This is a genomic window from Polaribacter reichenbachii, assembly GCF_001975665.1.
GTDB lineage: Bacteria > Bacteroidota > Bacteroidia > Flavobacteriales > Flavobacteriaceae > Polaribacter > Polaribacter reichenbachii.
Genome location: NZ_CP019419.1, coordinates 2,481,570 through 2,501,588, shown reverse-complemented (window position 1 = coordinate 2,501,588; position 20,019 = coordinate 2,481,570). Strand labels below are relative to the sequence as shown.

The 20,019-nt window shown below is 30.6% G+C and carries 14 protein-coding genes; 1 reads left to right on the top strand and 13 read right to left on the bottom strand.

From position 1 onward, the window contains the following. Positions 1-55: 55 nt before the first annotated feature. From BW723_RS10440 to BW723_RS10380, 13 genes are all read right to left on the bottom strand, one after another. Positions 56-1,828 carry a helix-turn-helix domain-containing protein gene (locus BW723_RS10440; protein WP_068365309.1) on the bottom strand — a complete coding sequence of 591 codons (1,773 nt, stop codon included), beginning with the start codon at positions 1,826-1,828 and terminating at the stop codon, positions 56-58. 192 nt (positions 1,829-2,020) lie between these two features. Next, positions 2,021-3,127, bottom strand: coding sequence for an adenylate/guanylate cyclase domain-containing protein (locus BW723_RS10435; RefSeq protein ID WP_068365312.1), 1,107 nt, complete (start codon positions 3,125-3,127; stop codon positions 2,021-2,023). Positions 3,128-3,240: 113 nt separating this feature from the next. Further along, the gene (locus BW723_RS18005) at positions 3,241-5,535 is read right to left on the bottom strand and encodes a nucleoside hydrolase-like domain-containing protein (protein WP_083139941.1); all 2,295 of its coding nucleotides are present in this window, start codon (positions 5,533-5,535) and stop codon (positions 3,241-3,243) included. Positions 5,536-5,646: 111 nt separating this feature from the next. Next, positions 5,647-7,119: an FGGY-family carbohydrate kinase gene (locus tag BW723_RS10425; protein ID WP_068365315.1), complete on the bottom strand. Its 1,473-nt coding sequence runs from the start codon at positions 7,117-7,119 to the stop codon at positions 5,647-5,649. Between the two features lie 4 nt (positions 7,120-7,123). Then, complete coding sequence (locus BW723_RS17625; RefSeq protein ID WP_083139943.1) at positions 7,124-9,799, bottom strand: DUF1593 domain-containing protein; 2,676 nt, start codon at positions 9,797-9,799, stop codon at positions 7,124-7,126. 11 nt (positions 9,800-9,810) lie between these two features. Further along, entirely contained in the window at positions 9,811-10,785 is a 975-nt protein-coding gene (locus BW723_RS10415) for an ABC transporter permease (RefSeq protein ID WP_068365317.1), read from the bottom strand. Continuing rightward, positions 10,782-12,302 (bottom strand): sugar ABC transporter ATP-binding protein, encoded by a 1,521-nt coding sequence (locus BW723_RS10410; RefSeq protein ID WP_068365319.1) that lies wholly within the window; start codon positions 12,300-12,302, stop codon positions 10,782-10,784. Before BW723_RS10410 ends, BW723_RS10415 begins: the two co-directional genes overlap by 4 nt. A 1-nt stretch (position 12,303) precedes the next feature. Beyond that, positions 12,304-12,924: a DUF2291 domain-containing protein gene (locus tag BW723_RS10405; RefSeq protein WP_068365396.1), complete on the bottom strand. Its 621-nt coding sequence runs from the start codon at positions 12,922-12,924 to the stop codon at positions 12,304-12,306. Positions 12,925-12,930: 6 nt separating this feature from the next. Continuing rightward, positions 12,931-13,878, bottom strand: a complete 948-nt coding sequence (locus BW723_RS10400; protein ID WP_068365322.1) for a D-ribose ABC transporter substrate-binding protein — start codon at positions 13,876-13,878, stop codon at positions 12,931-12,933. 17 nt (positions 13,879-13,895) lie between these two features. Further along, positions 13,896-14,867 carry a transketolase family protein gene (locus BW723_RS10395; protein ID WP_068365325.1) on the bottom strand — a complete coding sequence of 324 codons (972 nt, stop codon included), beginning with the start codon at positions 14,865-14,867 and terminating at the stop codon, positions 13,896-13,898. 3 nt (positions 14,868-14,870) lie between these two features. Then, on the bottom strand, positions 14,871-15,695 hold the full coding sequence (locus BW723_RS10390) for a transketolase (protein WP_068365328.1): 825 nt from the start codon (positions 15,693-15,695) through the stop codon (positions 14,871-14,873). Between the two features lie 28 nt (positions 15,696-15,723). Next, positions 15,724-17,136, bottom strand: coding sequence for an L-fucose/L-arabinose isomerase family protein (locus BW723_RS10385; protein WP_068365329.1), 1,413 nt, complete (start codon positions 17,134-17,136; stop codon positions 15,724-15,726). 56 nt (positions 17,137-17,192) lie between these two features. Continuing rightward, positions 17,193-17,963 (bottom strand): DeoR/GlpR family DNA-binding transcription regulator, encoded by a 771-nt coding sequence (locus tag BW723_RS10380; protein ID WP_068365333.1) that lies wholly within the window; start codon positions 17,961-17,963, stop codon positions 17,193-17,195. Between the two features lie 125 nt (positions 17,964-18,088). On the opposite strand from BW723_RS10380, the gene BW723_RS10375 reads away from it, so the two are divergent. Then, the gene (locus tag BW723_RS10375; protein WP_083139949.1) at positions 18,089-19,552 is read left to right on the top strand and encodes a nucleoside hydrolase-like domain-containing protein; all 1,464 of its coding nucleotides are present in this window, start codon (positions 18,089-18,091) and stop codon (positions 19,550-19,552) included. Positions 19,553-20,019: the final 467 nt, after the last annotated feature.

The window sequence follows — 20,019 nt, the reverse complement described above, 5'->3', positions numbered from 1 at the left end:
CATAAACTAGTTATATTTCGTGTTCTAAATATTTAAAAAAGTGTAATTTTTGTGATTAGATATTTTGAGATTTTACCCATTTACTTGGTGTAACGCCTTCTATTTTTTTAAAGTAAGTGTTAAACACACTTTTAGAGTTAAAACCACTATCGTAAGCCAAACCTAAAATAGTAATGTGTTTAAATTTTGGGTTTAATGCAATGCTTTTAAAATGATTTAATCGATATTTATTCATAAACTCGTTAAAGTTTATCCCCATTATTTCATTAATTAAAAAAGATAATTTATTTGGATGAATATCAACTTCTTCTGCTAAAATATTTAAACTTAATTGCGAATTTAAATACGGTTCGTTCTCTTTAAAATAGTCTAAAAGTTTTTCTTTAAAGGTTTCTTGTTCTTCTTTATCAACTAAAATCTTAGAGCTCTTTTTGGTTTTTACATCCAAAGTTATATCTTCTATAAAAAGTTTTGAATGATGTAAATTATTGAATTCTGTATTTGCTTTTAACTTTTCTAATAAAGGATCGAATCTGTAGTTTATAATCTGACCTCGTCTTTGATTTATGTATTTTTTTAGCAAATTAAAAGCAATTTCTTGATGCTTAGTATTGGCTAAAATAAACAATTGTATAGGTGCTAACTGTGTATCTTCTTTCTCTGCATCTACCCATTCTTCAATTTGAAAATTCGGTATTTCTATTATTCCTTCGTTCTTTACACTATATAATAAATTGTATAAATCTATTGTTTTCTGATTTTTTACAGCATCATTAAATTCCTCTTTTCTATTCAGCCAAATTAAACATAAAACATGTAAATGATTAGCGAGTTCTAAATCTGGCCCAAAACTTATTGCTTTTCTTATATAGTTTAAAGCAGTTTCAAAATCTTTTTTATAATAATAAATGTGTGCTAGCGTATATAGATTATTGGCAGATAATGGATCTATTTCTAACAACCTTTTTGCATAAACAATAGCTTGTTTAAAAAATCCATGGGCAATAAATAATTCAGCCATTGCTTCTAAACCATCTGTATGATTAGGGCTAATTTCTAAGACCTGTTTAATGTGAGTATAAGCTGATTTAAAATCCCACTCTCCCCAAAAACTTCTACCTACAAAAGATAGAGGATATTCTGGTAATTTTGTATCTATTTCTTTGGCTTTTAAAAAATATCCTATCGCTTTTTCTATCCCTTCTTGATAAGGCATAAAACCCCAAGCAGCTAATAAGCCATAACATTGCAAATTTGCATAATAGGCTTTTGCATAATTTTCATCAGTAGCAATTGCGCTATCGTAAAATTCTATTGCAGTTCGCATAGATTCAGGAGTCCATTGTAATTGAGAATAACGGCCTTTTAAAAAAAGTTCGTAAGCATCTACGCTATTTGTTACTTTTTTTACTAAATGCTCTTGAATATCAAAATGCCCAAAATTATTACGAACTTCATTGGCAATTAATAAACTGATTTCATCTTGTAATTTAAAAATATCTACAAGCTCTTTATCAAAATTTTTAGACCAATAATGGCTACCATCTTTAGTATCTATAAGCTGTGCTGTTATACGAACTCTGTTATTGGCTTTTCTAACACTACCTTCTAATAAAGTAGATACACCTAATTGTTTGCCTACTTTTCTTACATCAATATTTTTACCTTTAAATGCAAATGAAGATGTTCTGGCAATAACTTTTAATTTTTCAATTTTGGTTAAAGCGTTTATAATTTCTTCGGTAATTCCATCACTAAAATATTCATTACCTGCATCATTACTTAAATTAACGAAAGGTAAAACTGCTATGGATTTATTATTTTTCATTTGCAATTACTTTTTATTATAAAATAAAATGCCATAAAACTGAACGCAAGATATACTTATTTTGAAAAATTCATATACAGATCTTATAAAAAACATCTTCTCCACAATGACTTGTCTTTCAGATTTACAAAGTAAAAAGTATACTTATTAAATTGATTATGTTTAAATTATTATTGATAGATTTAATAAAAACTACTCTACTTTTTTTTGAACTCCAACAATATTTATGGTATTGGCTTTACCTTTTAAAGCTACATTGTTTATTGGTTTCAATTCAAAATTATCAGTTTTAAGGTCTTTAGCTATCAACTCAGATATTAATAAATCTGAATTATATTCATTGCATAAATTTTGAATACGAGCAGTTGTATTTAAGACATCACCCGTAAAAAATATTTCTTTTTTTAAGGCTCCTATTTCTCCAACAGTTACATCTCCTTTATGAATTGCAGCTTTAAACTCTGGAAATGCATTATAGTTTTTTATGTATTCTTCCTTTTTTTCTGATAATCTCTGTTGCATATCAAAAAAGCAATCTACACTATTCTGTGCAGCATTACACTTAGTATTTTGCCAAGAAATTACAATTTCGTCTCCTATATATTGATAAACTTCTCCATTATGATTTAAAATTGCTGCTGATAAATCGTTATAATAAGATCTTAAGAAATTGAAATATTTAACGTTACCTAATTCTTCAGCTATTTTTGTTGAATCTTTCATATCAGTAAACATAAAAGTTCGGTTTTCTACCACAGGTTTATGATATTTACCAATAAAAAAATTGAGTAAAACATTCTGACCTAAATTGTCTCTAACCTCAGCATAAAGCAATGAAACAAATAAGGAAAAAGCAAGCTGAATACTAGTACTTATATTTGTAATACTAAAAAAGAAAAACTTATACCTTTCAAAAACCTCTGTACTAAAAACAGATTTTTGCATTTCTATACTTGCTGCTAAATGATAAAAAATGAACATAATAACCAGCATTAAAACTACATATATAGTTAATTTTCCTATTAATTTTGTTGGAAAACTTTTAGTAACAAAATATTTATTGATAAAACGTACTTCTAAAAAACCTACAAAGCATCCAATAAAAAAAATACTAGTACTTGCAAAAAGAAAAATTTTTGGAGTAAGATAAATTGTTGATTTAGAAAATTTCTGATCTCCTAAAACAATTACTGCAGCATATTCAATCCATAGAAATATTAAACCGAAAATCAACCAAATAATTCCAAAAGGAAGAATTTTATAAAAATCTCTTTTGTATTTAGGTGATAAAATTGACATCTGTTAAATTGATTTATTACAAATGTACGAAAGGTTTTTTTTTGCTTTCACCTTACACCAAAGCTATAGTGTTAAATAAGATTAATAATAGACTAAGATTAGTTTAAAACTGATTAATATTTAGCTGATTTGAAAGGCTCATTCAATCTTTTTTTAATGAATTTAGAAATGGATTTGTGTCCTTTGTTATGAAATCCAAAAACACAAATTGCATCAGTTCCTGTATACGCTCTTTTGTCTTCATCTCTACCAAAACTAAAAATTACCATATTAATTCCTTGACGCCAACCTTCATCACCTGCAGATTCTGGACTTGTCTTTTTAACACCTGCATAAAAAATTTGCTTATCTTTTGGATCTGAATCTTCTAAATAAAAAAAAGAAGAAGGAAATTTATTTCCAAATTCAGGTTCTAAATAACCTAAACCTCCTTGTTTCACTTCTCTTTTTATTCCATCTTCTAAAACATAAAAATCTTTTTCTATTGATGCTTCTTGCTCACCACCTATTGGACCTTCAAACAAAAAGGCATATCTATCTTCTGCTTTTAAAATTTTTATTGAAATATGCGATGGATAAAAATGATATTCTAGCTCATATTTATCATTAGCACTTCTCATTATCAAATGTTCTCCTACTAATTTTTTATCAAAATTAATTTCTTCACCTTTTTCATTTACCCACCAAGAAGTTGAGCTACTTTTTCGTTGAGGATGATTAAAATTGCCTTCGCCAAAATTTGGCCAACCTCTATATTCGTGCCTTCCTCCTTTTACCGTAGATTTATTATAACCTTTGTCTGCATCATTTCCAATCCAATCATTTCCTGCTTGATCAAAGGCACTACTAAAACCTGTTTTACCATCGGTTTTACCGTTTTCAAAATACCAAGTTCCACCTGCAGCTGCAATTTTCCAACACATATTATCAAAATGCTTTACTTCCGTAACTAAAACATTGTTTGGAAATGGAGCATATGGCATTCCTGTTTTGGGAGTTTCATTTTTTAAAGCAGGTTTTACATCTATTATCATTCTACGATAAGCATATAAACTTGGTGTTCCATTGTCATGTATTTCTAGAATTATATGAATTTTTTTATTTGTAGCGTCTTTTGGGATTTTTACTTTTGGTACTGCAGAAGAAGAGTTAGAAATTTCTAAGTTTCCTTTATAAGAACTTGGTTCTTTGTAAAAAGACCAAGAATAGTTTAGCGAGTTTCCATCAGGATCATTAGAACCTAAAGCACTTAATTTTACTGTTGCACCTGCTGATGCAGATATATTTAGAACTTGCCTTGTATTATCTCCATTTAAAATTGCTATTGGTTGATGATTTGCATCTTCATATTTTGGTGTAATGCTCCAATCCATTCTTGCTGCAAAATCATTATCATAACCTTTGCTCCAACGTTTTATAGCATCATTCTCTGATGTATCAGCAAACATTAAATATGGATCATAATTCGATTCTGCATTCTTATCTATTTTAGCAACTTCAGACATGCTTCTAATACCTACTTGTTTTGTAAAGCTAAAACGACCACCCCAACCACCTTGATCTATTTGATCTGGATCATTAAGACCTGTTGGAAAAACGTGCATAAATGCTGGTGTATCTCCTTCAGTTGCCCACTTTGTATCTGGGTAAACAGCTCCTAAAGCCCCATGGCTTTGTATGTCATTTTTCTGATAATCTCCATTTTTAGGAGGTGCCCAACCATATACTTTTCCAGCTCTTATGTAAAATACTTCTGGAAAATTTTTAGTTATCCACGCTCCAGCATCATCTTGCCCAAGAATATCGAACAATCTTAGTTTACTTAAAAACTTCTCAAGTTCTGCTTCAGAACGTGATTCTTTAACTTTCCAAATGGCTTGAGCAGCATTGTTCATACCACCCCAACCCATAACCCAAACTGGTCGTGGATCATCTTTATCAACAGAAGCAATAATTAATTCTGAACCAGGGCTATCTTTACCAGTTCCTACATCACTCATTCCATAGCCTAATTGTCCCATTACAGAAATAGATTTTAAATAATCTGGTTTAGGGAAACCATCTGCATGTACTTTTAAATTGGGATAAGCTTCTGTATAAGCATCTAAAATTTTGTCTAACATTCTAGAATCTTTTTGTGTTTTTTTCCAGCAGCCAGTTGATACTATTAAACCTTCAATATCAAACTCATTTGCACTAACTAATTGACGCACCATAGATTGCTCATCATCTGGATCTGCACCCAAATCTGTAGTATTAATTATTCTTGGTTTATAGCTAATTTTTTCTTCATCCTTATTTACTATTTTATTAGTAGTTGTTTTAGATGAATTACAGCCAATTAGACAAGTAATACAAACAAGTGCTACTAATCTGTATAATATGCTATCATTTTTTATAGTTTTCATTAGTATATGATTTTAGTTCCTTAGGGATAAATTAATAATTAAAGCTTTAGTTTGATATTTTTATTTATATCAATAAATTCAATAGACTTCTAAATTATCTTACTGAATTTATTACCTTATAAATTCTTTCCATTGGTTATAATAAGTTTCTAATTTAAAAGTATTATTACTCGCCAATGTGGTTTTTGAATTATTGTTAAAAGATTTTAATTGCTCGATGCTTTTATAAATTCCTGCATTTAATCCACCCAAATAAGCAGCTCCTAATGCTGAAACATCAACAATTTCAATATTGGTAACTTTTCGTTTTAAAAGATCTGCTAAAAACTGAACTACAAATTTATTTGAAGTGATTCCTCCATCAATTTTTAGTTCTGATAGTGATGACCCTGAATCATTTTCCATAGCAACAATAACATCTTTAATTTGGTAAGGAATAGACTCAACAGCAGCTCTTATAATATGTTTTTTGTTGGAATCAAAAGATAGTCCTTCAATGCTTGCTTGCCTATTCATATCCCAATGTGGTGCTCCTAAACCACTAAATGCAGGAATAATATAGACACCACCATTGTCTTTTAAAGACAAACAAATGTTCTCTAATTCATCTACGTTGTCAAATAATTCTAATTGATTTTTAACCCATTCTATGGTAGCACCTGCAGAAACTATTATGCCTTCAAACGCATAATCAACTCTACCTTCTTTACTCCAGCAAATTGTGGTAACCATTCCATTTTTTGATGTTTTAGGATGGTTGCCAATATTCATTAAAATGGAAGATCCAGTTCCTAACGTTGCTTTAGCATCACCAGATTCAAAACAACCTTCTCCAAATGCTGCAGCATGAGAATCGCCTATTAAAGCAGAAATGCTAATTTTATGATCTAGTAATCCATCAAGATTTGTTTCACCATAATGATATGATGATGGTTTTAGTTCTGGTAAATTTAAATTTGCTAAACCAAAATCTGACAACAATTCTTTATCCCAACTTAACTCTTTAAGATTAAAAAACATAGTTCTAGATGCATTGGTGTAATCTGTGAAATATTGTTCTCCATTTGTTAATTTGAACAATAACCACGAATCTATATTCCCAAAATATGCTTCACCATTGTCAATAGCTGTTTTAATCTTCATCTCATTTTCGTAGAGCCAAATCACTTTAGTTCCAGAAAAATAAGGATCAATTATTAGGCCCGTTTTTTCATTTATTTTGGATGAAAACCCTTCATTTTTAAGTCTATCACAAATATCTATAGATCGTTTACATTGCCAGACCACTGCATTATATAAGGGCTTACCATTTTTATCCCAAAGCACAAAAGTTTCTCTTTGGTTAGAAATAGCACAAGTTTTAATTTTTATAAGATCTCCACCAATTTTGTTAAAATTAGCTAAACATTTTTTTACAGAACTTAAAACGTTTTGATAAATAACTTCTGGTTCTTGTTCCACTTTATTATTCTTAAGATAATGAGTATTTAAAGGTTCTGTAGCTTTACATTGCGCTTTGCCATTACTATCAAAAATAATGGTTTTGGTACTACTTGTTCCTTGATCTATTGCTAAAATGTACATCTTATTATTTATTTGATTTTAACCAAGCCTTGACCATTTTTTCAGAAAACACTTTCCCATCTCCGTCAAACTGTATAATGTTAGCACCTTCAACTACCCAATTACTCATTAGTGATGAGACATATCCTTCTACATAATAACCAACATTTTTAAAATAAGTAACCTTAGGATGATTTACCCAATCCATTTTTTTACCTATTTGGATAAAAATGTTTTTTCCTTGAGTTAAATTATGGTCTTCGATATATTTTAGATTAACATTTTTTTGACCGAATAAAGACCAATTTACAATTAAATCATCGCCAATATGCGCTTGATACCAATATTTGTGATCTGTCATTTTTACATTAGGAAATGCTGTTGGAATATACTTGAATAACCATTGCATAAATGGAAAATTAGAACTATCTGCAATAACTTTATCTTTCCAATCCTTTATCATGACTTTTGTAAATTCTTTAGAATTATCTCCATTGTATTGAATAACGGTTTGTAATCCTACTTCAAAATGTCCCATTGCTGATTCATCATATTTAGGTATATTGTAACCAACACCTTCTATATACTCTACTGAAGGAATAGATTCCCAACCAGTGCTTTTATTTTTTTCAATAAAAATTGATTTGCCTTTACGTAATCCATGAAGCTCTCTTAATTCCATTTTTGAACTTGACATGGTTCCCCAAGTAACTGTAAGATCAGAATTAGGAAAAATAGTTTGATACCATGCTCCATTATAAGCTATTTCCTTACCAGGAAATTCCTTTTGAACATAAGATCTAAGCCAAGAGACAAATTTAATTTCAGATTTTTCAGGATAATCAGCATACTCTTTAGCCATTTTATCTATAAATCCCCTTGGATCGCTTCCATCAAAATGTACAACAGAAACACGTCCTACATCTATACTCGCCATTGTAGAAGAATTATATTGTGGAATATAATAACCTACATCAGGATAATACTTAATTGAAGCATGTTCTGCCCATTTGTCTTTGCGCTCTTTAGCTATGAAAATAGTTTGATTTTCACTAAGGCCTTCTCGTTTATAAAGAGGAAATTCTTCTTCAGGGGTTAAGCCCCAACTAATTGTTAAATCTAGTTCAGGAACTTTAATTTGATACCAACCATTGTGCTCAATAAAACTGCTTTCTGGATGTTGATTTGGTGCGTATTCTTTTAACCAGTTTGTAAATTCAGTTTCTACTTCTGGATTATTATAAATTAACCAAGCTTTAATCATTTTTTCAACAAAACCACTAGTATCAGTACCTCTAAACTGTAAAACAGAAAGTTTTGCTACTTCAAAATCTCCCATTGTTGATGAATTATAACTATGAATATAATATCCAGCACCTTTGGTATGCTCTATATTTGACACATTAGTCCAATTCTCATTTTTTGGTTCAGAAATAAAGATAGATTTTCCTTCATAATGTCCATGAACTTCTTTTAAAGTTAGTTTTTCATGAGGTAAATAAGCCCAACTAACAGTTATATCATGTTCTGGTATCACAGCTTGATACCAATCTTTATTATCAATAATTTCAACTTTTGGATACTCTTGAGATAAATAATCTTTTAACCAAATAGCAAAAGATATCGTTGTTTTTCTAGCTTTTTGTATAATGCACCAATCTGCTCTTTCTAAAAACTCCTTTTGATATTCTGGTCGCCAGTTAGATATACTTGTTTTTCCAGGTCCATCAACATAATGGTTTGTTCCTTCTTTTCTTACATATTGTCCGCCCCAACTTGGTTGAGAGGGATCTTCTGGATTGTTAATTCCACGATTTGCACTAACTAAATGCATAAAAGTAGGTGAATCACCTTCGCAAACACCAGTACAACCCATACCTTCATGTGGATATACAGCACATAGTGGTCCATGATTATAACGAATATTTTCATTTACCCAATCTAGATTAGAAATAGGATCGCTACCTCCAAACATACCTTGATACGTTTTTCTTGAATCAATAATAAATAAGTTAGGAAATTCATCCATTAACCAGCTATGTGTAGCATCTTGATACGCGATTAAAAATATTCTTAGTTTGCTAATAAATAGGTCTAGTTCTTTTTTACTTCTAGTTTGTTTTACATCCCAAATTGCTTGTGCTACTTCTCTTGGACCTCCCCAAACATGAATCCATAATGGTCTATCTTCTTTTTTATCAACTGCAGTAATTATGGCATTAGATGTTTCACTGTCAAGTCCATCACCAATAATATCAGACCAATCCTGTTTGCCTTTTCCCCATTTTACATCTAAACCATGGTTGTTTGCTCTACCTTCTGTAGTAACAGAACGCAAATAATCTGGTGTAGGGAATTCTGAATCGTGGGATTTTAAATTCTCATATACTTTTTCGTATTCATCAATTAGAGATAAAATGTTTTTCTTTTCAGCGGTCATTGCAAATGTTCCTGCAGTTGCGGCTATTCCTTCTATTTCGAATTCATTAGCATATAATAAAAAACGAACAATTGATTGCATATCATCAGGGTCACTTTTCATATTAAATGGGACATCTCCACCTTTTACAGCACCTATTGGTGGAAAATCTGATAGCATAAATACACGATGTTTTTTCAATTCATTTTGAGTATACGCCATACTTGTTATGACCCAAACAAAGACGGTAATGCTAAAAATTTGATTAATAAGATTTTTCATGATTGACAATATTATGCGTTCTTAGAATTTGATTTATCAATGATTACAGCTAGAAGAATTACAATACCTTTAATGACTTGTTGCCAAAAAGGTGAAACATTCATTAAAACAAGACCATTGTTTAAAACACCAATTATTATTGCGCCTAAAACGGTTCCTATTATGGTTCCTCGTCCACCAGCTAAAGAAGTTCCTCCAATAACTACTGCAGCAATAGCATCTAGCTCATAACTTACACCTGCATTTGGTTGCGCAGAATCAAGTCTGGCAGTAACAAGAATTGCTCCTACAGCTGCCAACATTCCTGCTAAAGCGTACACCCAAATTTTAACTTTTGTAATTGGTATTCCTGAAAGTCGAGCCGCATTTTCATTACCTCCTATGGCATAAATATATCTTCCAAAACGCGTTTTTCTAACTAAAATAATTGAAGCAATAACTACAAAACCAGAAATCCATACTGGCATAGGTATGCCTAAAAACCAACCTGTACCTAAAAAGCCAAAGGTGTCTCCTAATCCTGTAATTGGGTGTCCTTGTGTCCAAAGCATTGTAAATCCTCTTGCCATAGTAAGCATCGCTAAAGTGGCAACAAATGCAGGAACTTTAAATTTCGTTATAGCAAATCCATTTATAAAACCTAAAGAACCACCAGCAAGAATTCCTGCTAAAACTGCACCAAATACTGTAAAACCTATGTAAATATCTTGCGAAGGAAATTGCAGACCATATTTTAATAATCCCGCAATAACAGCACCACAAAATGCTAAAATTGAACCTACAGATAGGTCTATTCCAGCGGTTAATATTACAAGTGTCATACCCACAGAAATACAAACATTAACAGAGATTTGTCTTAGCACATTCCAGAAATTATCTGTGGTCATAAAATTGTCTGTTAACAATGCTAAAGCCAAACACATTAAAAACAATGCAATTAAAGATTGCAATTGTGAGATCTTGGTATATTTTTGAATTGCGATCATAAGTTTACATTTTCTGGAATGCAGGCATTCATAATACTATTTTCAGTTGCTTCTTGACTTGTGAATTCGGCAGATATTTCGCCATCAGCCATTACTAAAACTCGGTCTGCAATGGCTAAAATTTCTGGTATTTCTGATGAAATTACTAAGATTGAAATTCCAGAATCTGCTAATTTTGCTACCAATTCGTAGATTTCATTTTTTGCATTAATATCAATACCTCTAGTAGGTTCATCAAGTATTAATACTTTTGGATTTCTCTCAATCCATTTTCCTAGAATAACTTTTTGTTGATTTCCGCCACTCAAATTCTTAATTAATTGTGCTTCAGAATTCACTTTAATTTTTAAAGCTTCTTTATGCTTATCATATAATTTAGTTTGAAGTGATTTATTTAAAATTCCGTATTTAATTATTTTATCTAAAACAGTAAGACTTAAATTTTTTGAAACTGATAATCCTGGTACGATTCCATCTGATTTTCTGTCTTCTGGAACCAAAGCAATTCCACTATTGATGGCTTGAATAGGCGATTTAAACTGTGTATATTTACCTTCTAAAGCAATTGTTCCTTCTAGTAATTTATGATTTAAACCGAAAATAGATTCGCATAATTCTGTGCGTCCAGACCCCATAAGACCGTAAATTCCAAGGATTTCACCTTTATATAATTTTAAATTGATGTTTTGAAAAAGAGGACGCCCAGGATTGTTTGGGTTATTTAATTTTAGATTTGTTATTTCTAATAAAACGTCTTTAGAAATTGGTCTAGCTTCTTTCTTTTTAACTTTTACTTCTCTACCAGCCATCATGTTAATGAGTTGGTCTCTAGAGATAGAATTCATTTCTCCTTTTCCTGCCAAATTGCCATCTCTAAGTACGATAAAATTGTCTGCAATAACATCTAATTCATCAAGTTTATGTGATATATAAACTATTGCTTTTCCTTCGGATTTTAATTGATTTATTATTTCGAATAAAGTTTCCACTTCGTTCTCTCCTATAGCTGAAGTAGGCTCATCCATAAATACCACTTCAGATTCGATTAGCAAGGCTTTTGCTATTTCTACAATTTGTTGCTGACCAACTTTTAAAGAACTTATTAAGGCTTCAGGCGCTGCGTTCAATTTTAAATTTTCTAGTAATTCTTTAGTTTTTTGATGCATTTTAGAAGCCTCTAAAAAACCAAGTTTATTTACCATTTCTCTACCTAGAAAAATGTTCTGTGTAACAGTTAAATAGGGTATTAAATTTAATTCTTGATGAATGATTGAAATCCCAATATCTTGTGCGTCTTTGGGTTTTGAAAACTTAACGGGTTTCTCTTTAAATAAAATATCACCTTCAAAATCTGTATAAATTCCAGACATTATTTTAAGAAGTGTAGATTTTCCAGCTCCGTTTTCGCCAATTAAGGCTGTAACTTTACCTTTAAACAATTGCAGATTTATCTTGTTTAAAGCCGTAACTCCTGAAAACTTTTTATTGATATTTTTTACTTCAAGTAAAGCAGACATATTAGTTTTTAATTTCTAGTGTTATCGGAATTATTTCAAGATTATTAAGATCTAAGTGCACTTTGTTTAACTCTATTGCACCTGAAAAAGTCACTACATCTCCTTTTTGAACCTTGTTTTTAAAACTTGGAATGATATCATTTCTTATTCGCCCATTAATTGATTCTGAAATAGAATTGAAATCTGAAGTTTCTTTATAATCATTTATTTTAAATAAACCTGAAGCATCTCTTATGACATTTCCAAAAATGAATTCGGTTTCAATTTCAACCTTTAAATCTTCTGATTGAATTATCACATTGTTTTCATTAACCTGTAAAACGGTTCCTTCTCCTTTTACCTTAAAATAACCGATGTTTCCAATACCAAGAGATTTTGATTCTTTTTCAAATGTTGCTGTTGGGTTTTGTTTTAGTTGATTTAGAAAATTATTGAGATTTGTAGCAGTGCTAAATGTTGGTAAAAGGTTTAGAGTCCAAATGCCATCTACGTAAGATTTTGCATCGAATTCAATTACTGTTCCTTCGGCTAATTTTTCTTCTAAAGATTTTATATATATAGAATTATAAAAGGCAATTGCTGTAATGATAATTCCTAAAATATATTTATTAGATTTTTTCATAATCATTTATTCGCTTCCATAAGCTGTATAATTGCCAACATTTTCTTGATTCACCATTTCTACAGCGACAGGAACTTTCTGAGCAAAATCTCTTTTACCTTTAAAATATTCATTTGCAAAATTTGCGGCTGTTTTAGCTATTAATTTTGGAAATTGCATGCCTGTTGCCAGTATCTTTTTTTGCTGAATGGAATTCACAACATCTTCTGCACCATCAAATCCAAACACCATAATATCATCAGCTTTACCAGCAGAAACTAAAGCTTGGTAAACACCCATTGCCATACCATCATTACCACAAAAAACACCTTTTATATCAGGATTTACTTGAAGAATAGATTCCATTACTTCCATAGCTTTGTTTCTGTCAAAATCTGCACTTTGTTGCGCAACCATTTCAAGTTCTGGATAATGATCTACAACAGAGTGAAATCCTTTAGAACGGCTCCAAGTATTATTATCACCTACCAAACCTAAAATTTCAACGTACTTGCCTTTTTTATTTAGTTTTTGAACAAAATATTTTCCAATAGCCACACAACCAGCATAACTATCAGATAAAATCTGACTTGTAGCTGCATCTGTTGTATTCACTTCTCTATCCATACAAAAAACAGGAACATTTACCTTTTTTGCCATACGAACATTGGCAATAGATCCATCTGCATCAGTTGGGTTAAATAATATGGCATCATAACCAGAAGAAATTGCATTTTCAAAATGATCTGTTTCTAAAGCTGTATTGTTTTGTGAATCAAAAATATTTGTTTCATATCCTAATTCTTTAGCTCTTTCTGCTGCTGTTTTAGCTAAAACAACAAACCAAGGATTGTTTAATGTAGAAACAATAATTGCTACTTTTCTAGGTTCGTTTGATACCTCTTTTTTTTCTTTACAACCTGTAAAAAGCACTATTGAAAAGATTATAAAAAATAGGTGTTTTAGATATTTCATTTTGATTTTTGAATGAATTAAACCTTCAAAAGTTCTATTATTTTTTTTGAAATTCCTTCTTGTGAAATTCCATAATGATTAAAAATTTCAAGTTGTGAACCTGTCACCGTATATTCATCTGGAATTGCCATAATATGGAATCGATTTATTGCTCCCTTTTGAAATAAATAAGAAGCACAAGCTTCACCTAAACCACCATTTACCATATGTTCTTCAATAGTAATAATAGGTTTTCTGTCTTTCACTAAATCATCTAATAATTTAACATCTAATGGTTTAATAGTATGCATTGAAACTACTTTAGCATTGATATTATTAGTTTCTTTTAAGGATTTAGCAGCAAGTATTGCTGGATACACAGTTTCGCCAGTAGCAATAATGGTGATGTCGTCTCCATGGTTTACAATCCTACCTTTTCCAATTTTAAAATCTTGATTAGATTCGTCTAAAAATGGCATTGCTTTTTTACCAAATCTTAAATAAATAGGTTGATTTAATTTTGCAGCTTCATGAACCGCTTGTTCAGTTTCAAAATTATCTGCAGGTGCAACAATAATTATGTTATTAATTGCTCGCAGTACAGCAAAATCGTGTAAGCTATGATGCGTTGTTCCTAAAATTCCGTAACTCAATCCAGCACTAATTCCTACTAATTTTACTGTGTTATTTGAATATGCTACGTCATTTTTAATTTGTTCTAAAGATCTAGCCGTTAGAAAGCAAGCAGGTGAAATAGCAAAAGATTTTTTACCAGCAGAAGCCAAACCTGATGCAATTCCTACTAAATTTTGTTCTGCTATTCCCACTTCAATCACTTGTTTAGGGAATTTTTCTGCAAAAGGAACCAGTTTACCAGAACCACGAGAATCGCTAGTAATAATAACAATTTCTTTGTCCTCTTTTGCTAATTCTTGAAGGGTTTCGGAAAACACCACTTGATTGGCTTTTCCCATCGTTAAATAATTATCTTTTATTACGTCTAGTTGCATAATTTATAGTGCTTGTTCTAAAGTTTCTAATTCTTTTTGCGCTTGTAAATATTGTTCTTCAGTTGGCACTCCATGATGCCATTTTAAAACACCTTCCATAAAACTTACCCCTCTACCTTTAATAGTATGCGCAATTATGAAACTTGGTTTTTCTTTTTCAAAAGGGCCATCATTTAAAGTTTGTACTAATTCTTTAATATTATGACCATCTACTTCTTTAACAGCCCAACCAAATACTTGTAATTTTTCTTTGAAGGAAATAGGATTCATAACCTCTTTATTACTACCTGAAATTTGCTGTTTGTTATAATCTAGTATGGCAAATAGGTTGTCCAACTTGTAATGTGCTGCAGATTGAAATGCTTCCCAATTAGAACCTTCTGCCATTTCTCCATCACCTAAAAGTGTAAATACTTTATGTTTTTTATTATCCATTTTAGCTGCCAAAGCTTCACCAACACAAATGGATAATCCATGACCTAAAGCACCTGTATTTTGTTCAATTCCATTTACCTTTTTGGTAGGATGACCAATGTAATGTGATTTATACTGGCAACCTGTTTGTAAATCTTCTTCTGAAAAAAAACCACAATCTGCAAGTGTTACAAATAAAGCTTCAACACAATGTCCTTTACTTTGAATATATCTATCTCTTTTGGAATCACTAAAATTATTAGCATCAATATTTAAAACCCTATTATAAAGCACATTAATAATATCAATACAAGAAAGACTGCCACCTGTATGACCTGCTTTTACATTGTAGATATAACTGAGAATTTTTTTTCTCAATTCTATTGATTTACGTTCTAATTCTGATATCGTCATTTTAATTTAAAAATTTTAATCAATCGATTTAACCTTTATGATTATAAACTTCCCACCCCATATAATTACCTAGGGCTTCTTCTAAAATAGTACCAGTTTTTGATGCATTCATAACTACGTGATGTTCAAAACCATTTTTACATACATAATTCATTAAACCTTGTAGATTGTTGATTTTTGCAACTGCTTTATTTCCAAATGTTTTTAAAGGATCGTTGGTTAATTCACCTTCTCCCAAATAAGCTTTTATAATTCCTTTAGGATCATCTGTACTAATTCTTCCATACGTGAGCGGCATTGCTGGTGTTCGACCATCTAGAGCTCCATAGGTATTTTCAACACCAACACTAGTTCCTAAAATTGGTGCATTGCTTATTTCAATATTCGGCAAAAATGATTTTGCCCAGTTTCCACAATGAAAAAGCACACATTTGTTTGAGTCGTCTGCATAATTGTTATTCCAATCTACTAATGCACTTGGAGAACCTGAAGCCAATTGCATTGCATACATACTTAAAGTTCCTGTTACATCTACCTCACAAGCTGATGGCAACATATTTTCTGACATAATACTCATACTTGTACAAACATTGCATCCAAAATTCTGTTGTAAGGATGTCCAACATTGTATTGCTGTTGCATCTAACTCATATTCCTCAACATATTCTTGTAAAACCACATCTAATTTTGCCATTTGAATCATAGCAGCATCTGGTGTTTTGCCTTTTGGTGCATATGCATTTATTGTCTCTATATGTCGTTTTACAGAAGCATCATCTTTTGTAAGTTTTTCAGCTTTTCCTAAAATTTCAGACAAATCAGCAGTCACTACTGTTATGCTATTTCTTTGCAATATTTTTTCTGAATAACGAACTGTGTTAAACGCTCCTGGTCTTGCACCAATTGCACCTATTCTGATGTTTTTCATACCTTTTACTACTCTACAAACAGCAACAAAATCATTTAAATCTTTTTGAAAATTTTGGTCTGATGGATAAGAAACATGTTGACTTGTTAATGAATATTTAATTCCATATTGATATAAATTGTTACAGACAGATATTTTACCACACCATGAATCTCTTCTATTTGCAACATTCATTTTAGATAGTTCGTCTGGATACGCTTGAATTAGAACAGGCACATTTAAGTTTGCTAATTTCAGAGTGTCTGCAACACCTCTTTCATCACCAAAATTTGGTAACAAAACTAAAATACCTGAAATTTCATCACTATATCTTTTAAATAAATTAGCACATTTTTGAGAGTCCTTATAGGTTTCTACTCCACCTAATTTAGTATCTGTTGTTTCTGTAAGAATTGGTTTAATGTTTAATTTACCTAAAACATCAATAATTTCAGTTCTAGCTTTTTCAACTAAACTGTCTGGGAAAAAATCTCTATTACCTATGATTACTCCTAATGTATTTTTTTTTATCATTTTTAACTTTCATTTAATTTTAACGCAACCGATTGCATTTTTAATCCAAAAAAAAATTACTCTTTACTTGAAATAATTAATTTAATGTCATTATCACTAAATTTTTGTTTGTATTTTTTATTGATTTCTTCATCCGTAATAATATAATCTATAAGAGATAAAGCTCCTAAACTTGCAAAAGCACTTTTACCGAATTTTGTTGAATCTGCAACCAAATACGTGGTTTCTGCAGCATCAATCATTGCTTTTTTTACAATTAAGTCACTAATACTTGGATATGTTAACCCAGATTTTAAAGTAATACCAGCTGTTGCCAAAAACAACTTTTGCACATTTAATCCTTTAAAAAAATCTGCTGCTTTTTGCCCTGTTAAAGACAAAGTTGGTGCTTTAAACTCACCACCTGTCATTACAACTTCAATATTAGGATTAGCACCAAGCATCAAAGCTATATTTAATGCATTTGTAATTACAGTTAACCCATTAATATTTATTATTTTTTTTGCAATCTCTGTGGTTGTTGATCCAGAATCTAAAATTATTGTATCTCCTGGCTCAATTAGCTCTGTACATTTAATTGCAATACTTTCTTTTTGTATAAGATTTGTTTGTTGAGACAAAGAAAAGCTTTTTACTTGGCCTTCTAAGTTTTTTAGGTGAACACCACCATGCTCTCTTACAACAAGCCCTTCTTTTTCTAATTTTTCTAAATCTTGCCTTATAGTTACCTCTGATACTTTAAAAATTTTAGACAAACTATTTACTTTTGCAGAACCATCTTCATTTAATAATTCTAATATTTTTTCTTTTCGCTGAGTAGCTAACATGTTAGATTTTAAAGTTTTTTTTTAAAATAAGGCTTTACAAATATAATTATTTTTTTCATATACTTTGTTTTATTTTCGTTTATTTTCGTTTATTTGTTTTTATATTTATAAAAAACTTAGTAGTTATGATAAATCAACCTTATTTTATAAAACATAAATCACTAACAATTATATTTTTAACCGTTTTATGTTTCACATGCAATATTATTACACTTGATGCTCAAGAACCTGTTAAAAACAGAGTTATAATTTTAACAGATATAGAAGCTGATCCTGATGACACACAATCTTTGGTTCGATTATTTTTATACTCTAATCAAATAGATATTAAAGGATTAGTAGCTACAACATCATGTTGGTATACATCAAAAGTAAATCCAGAATCTATAAAAAGAGTTATAAATGCTTATGGAAAAATACAAGCAAATTTATTGAAACATGAGCAAGGTTTTCCTAAAGAAGAAAAACTTTTAAATATGGTTAAAAGTGGTTTACCTAAATATGGAATGACAGGCGTAGGAAAAGGTATGGATTCTGAAGGGTCTGATTGGATTATAAAAATTTTGGAAGAAAAAGATGATAGACCTTTATGGATTTCTGTTTGGGGAGGAGTAAACACTTTAGCACAATCTCTTCATAAAATTAAAAAAACAAAAAGTAAAAAAGAAGCTGCAAGGTTAATTGCTAAACTTAGAGTATATACCATTTCTGATCAAGATGATAGTGGTTTGTGGATTCGTAATAATTTTCCTAAATTATTTTATATTGTAAGTCCTGGTGATAATTATAGTGAAGCAACATGGACAGGAATTAATTTTGTTGTAAAGGGAATTGATAATAAAACTATAAGTAATTCTTGGTTTGCAGAGAACATACAGCAAAACCATGGCCCTCTTGGTGCTGTTTACCCAGATGTTTCTTGGGGAGTTGAAGGTGATACTCCTGCTTTTTTACATTTAATTCCTAATGGTTTAAATAATGCTGAACATCCAGAATGGGGAAGTTGGGGTGGTCGCTATGAATTCTACAAGCCAAAATTTGAAAACAGAAAAGATGGTAGTTCTATTGTTGCAATTGCAGCTGAAACTAGAAAAATTTGGACTAATGCAATTGATAAATTTACACCATTTGTTAAAAAAAAATATGGTAGAGCTGTTGGTTTGGATACGATTTCTTTTACCGGTTATAAAGAAACACTTTGGCGTTGGAGAGACGATTTACAAAACGACTTTGCAGCTCGAATGGATTGGTGTTTAAATACATTTGAAAACTCCAATCATCCACCAATACCTGTTTTATCTCATTCTGACAGAATAAAATTAAAATCTGGCGAATCCTTTCATTTAGATGCTTTTAACTCATATGATCCAGATGGAGATAATCTCAGTTTTCTTTGGTTTCCTTATTTAGAAGCTGGTTCATTTAAAGGAGAATTTAAATTAGGACAACCAGAAAATTCTCATGGAATTAATGGAACAGCTCCAAAAGTTAAAAAAACAGAAACTATTCATATTATACTTAAGGTCTCAGACAAAGGGAGCCCTTCATTATCAAGATATAAGAGAGTTATTTTAGAGATACATCCCTAACATTAATGAAAATCAAATATTAATTTAAATTAAGTAATCGTGGCGTATATTTATACTTTTCAACCAAATTTACCCTATAATTATGAAGCATTTAAAGTAATTAATTGCAATGTTGTGGCTATTGACTGTAATTTTATGTAGTAAAATTAAAAGCCAAAATGAAATAAAAAATGTTATCGAACTAAGCTTATATACAAAGATAAGAGTAGTTACTAATGTGAAATTTCAAAAAACTCAAGGTTTTACAGTCATTAATCACCCTGTATTGAGAACAGATTTAAACAAAACAGAACGTGATTTAGTCTTTGGTGAAGGAAATTGAAAATTAGGCTTTATAATTTTAAGAGTTCATATAAACCCTGATTCTACAAAATTGTCTTTAGAATTAGAAATAGCTTCATAAAGATTAGGATTATAAATTGGTGGAGGCTCCCAAAGTTTTGGGTTTTGAATTTTAATAAAATTTA

Excerpts from the sequence above, each read along its gene's own strand:
- BW723_RS10405 (WP_068365396.1), bottom strand. The coding sequence starts at position 12,924 with ATGAAAAAATCTAATAAATATATTTTAGGAATTATCATTACAGCAATT.
- BW723_RS17625 (WP_083139943.1), bottom strand. The coding sequence starts at position 9,799 with ATGAAAAATCTTATTAATCAAATTTTTAGCATTACCGTCTTTGTTTGG.
- BW723_RS10440 (WP_068365309.1), bottom strand. The coding sequence starts at position 1,828 with ATGAAAAATAATAAATCCATAGCAGTTTTACCTTTCGTTAATTTAAGT.
- BW723_RS10385 (WP_068365329.1), bottom strand. The coding sequence starts at position 17,136 with ATGATAAAAAAAAATACATTAGGAGTAATCATAGGTAATAGAGATTTT.
- BW723_RS10415 (WP_068365317.1), bottom strand. The coding sequence starts at position 10,785 with ATGATCGCAATTCAAAAATATACCAAGATCTCACAATTGCAATCTTTA.
- BW723_RS10380 (WP_068365333.1), bottom strand. The coding sequence starts at position 17,963 with ATGTTAGCTACTCAGCGAAAAGAAAAAATATTAGAATTATTAAATGAA.
- BW723_RS18005 (WP_083139941.1), bottom strand. The coding sequence starts at position 5,535 with ATGAAAACTATAAAAAATGATAGCATATTATACAGATTAGTAGCACTT.
- BW723_RS10395 (WP_068365325.1), bottom strand. The coding sequence starts at position 14,867 with ATGCAACTAGACGTAATAAAAGATAATTATTTAACGATGGGAAAAGCC.
- BW723_RS10375 (WP_083139949.1), top strand. The coding sequence starts at position 18,089 with ATGATAAATCAACCTTATTTTATAAAACATAAATCACTAACAATTATA.
- BW723_RS10435 (WP_068365312.1), bottom strand. The coding sequence starts at position 3,127 with ATGTCAATTTTATCACCTAAATACAAAAGAGATTTTTATAAAATTCTT.
- BW723_RS10410 (WP_068365319.1), bottom strand. The coding sequence starts at position 12,302 with ATGTCTGCTTTACTTGAAGTAAAAAATATCAATAAAAAGTTTTCAGGA.
- BW723_RS10390 (WP_068365328.1), bottom strand. The coding sequence starts at position 15,695 with ATGACGATATCAGAATTAGAACGTAAATCAATAGAATTGAGAAAAAAA.
- BW723_RS10425 (WP_068365315.1), bottom strand. The coding sequence starts at position 7,119 with ATGTACATTTTAGCAATAGATCAAGGAACAAGTAGTACCAAAACCATT.
- BW723_RS10400 (WP_068365322.1), bottom strand. The coding sequence starts at position 13,878 with ATGAAATATCTAAAACACCTATTTTTTATAATCTTTTCAATAGTGCTT.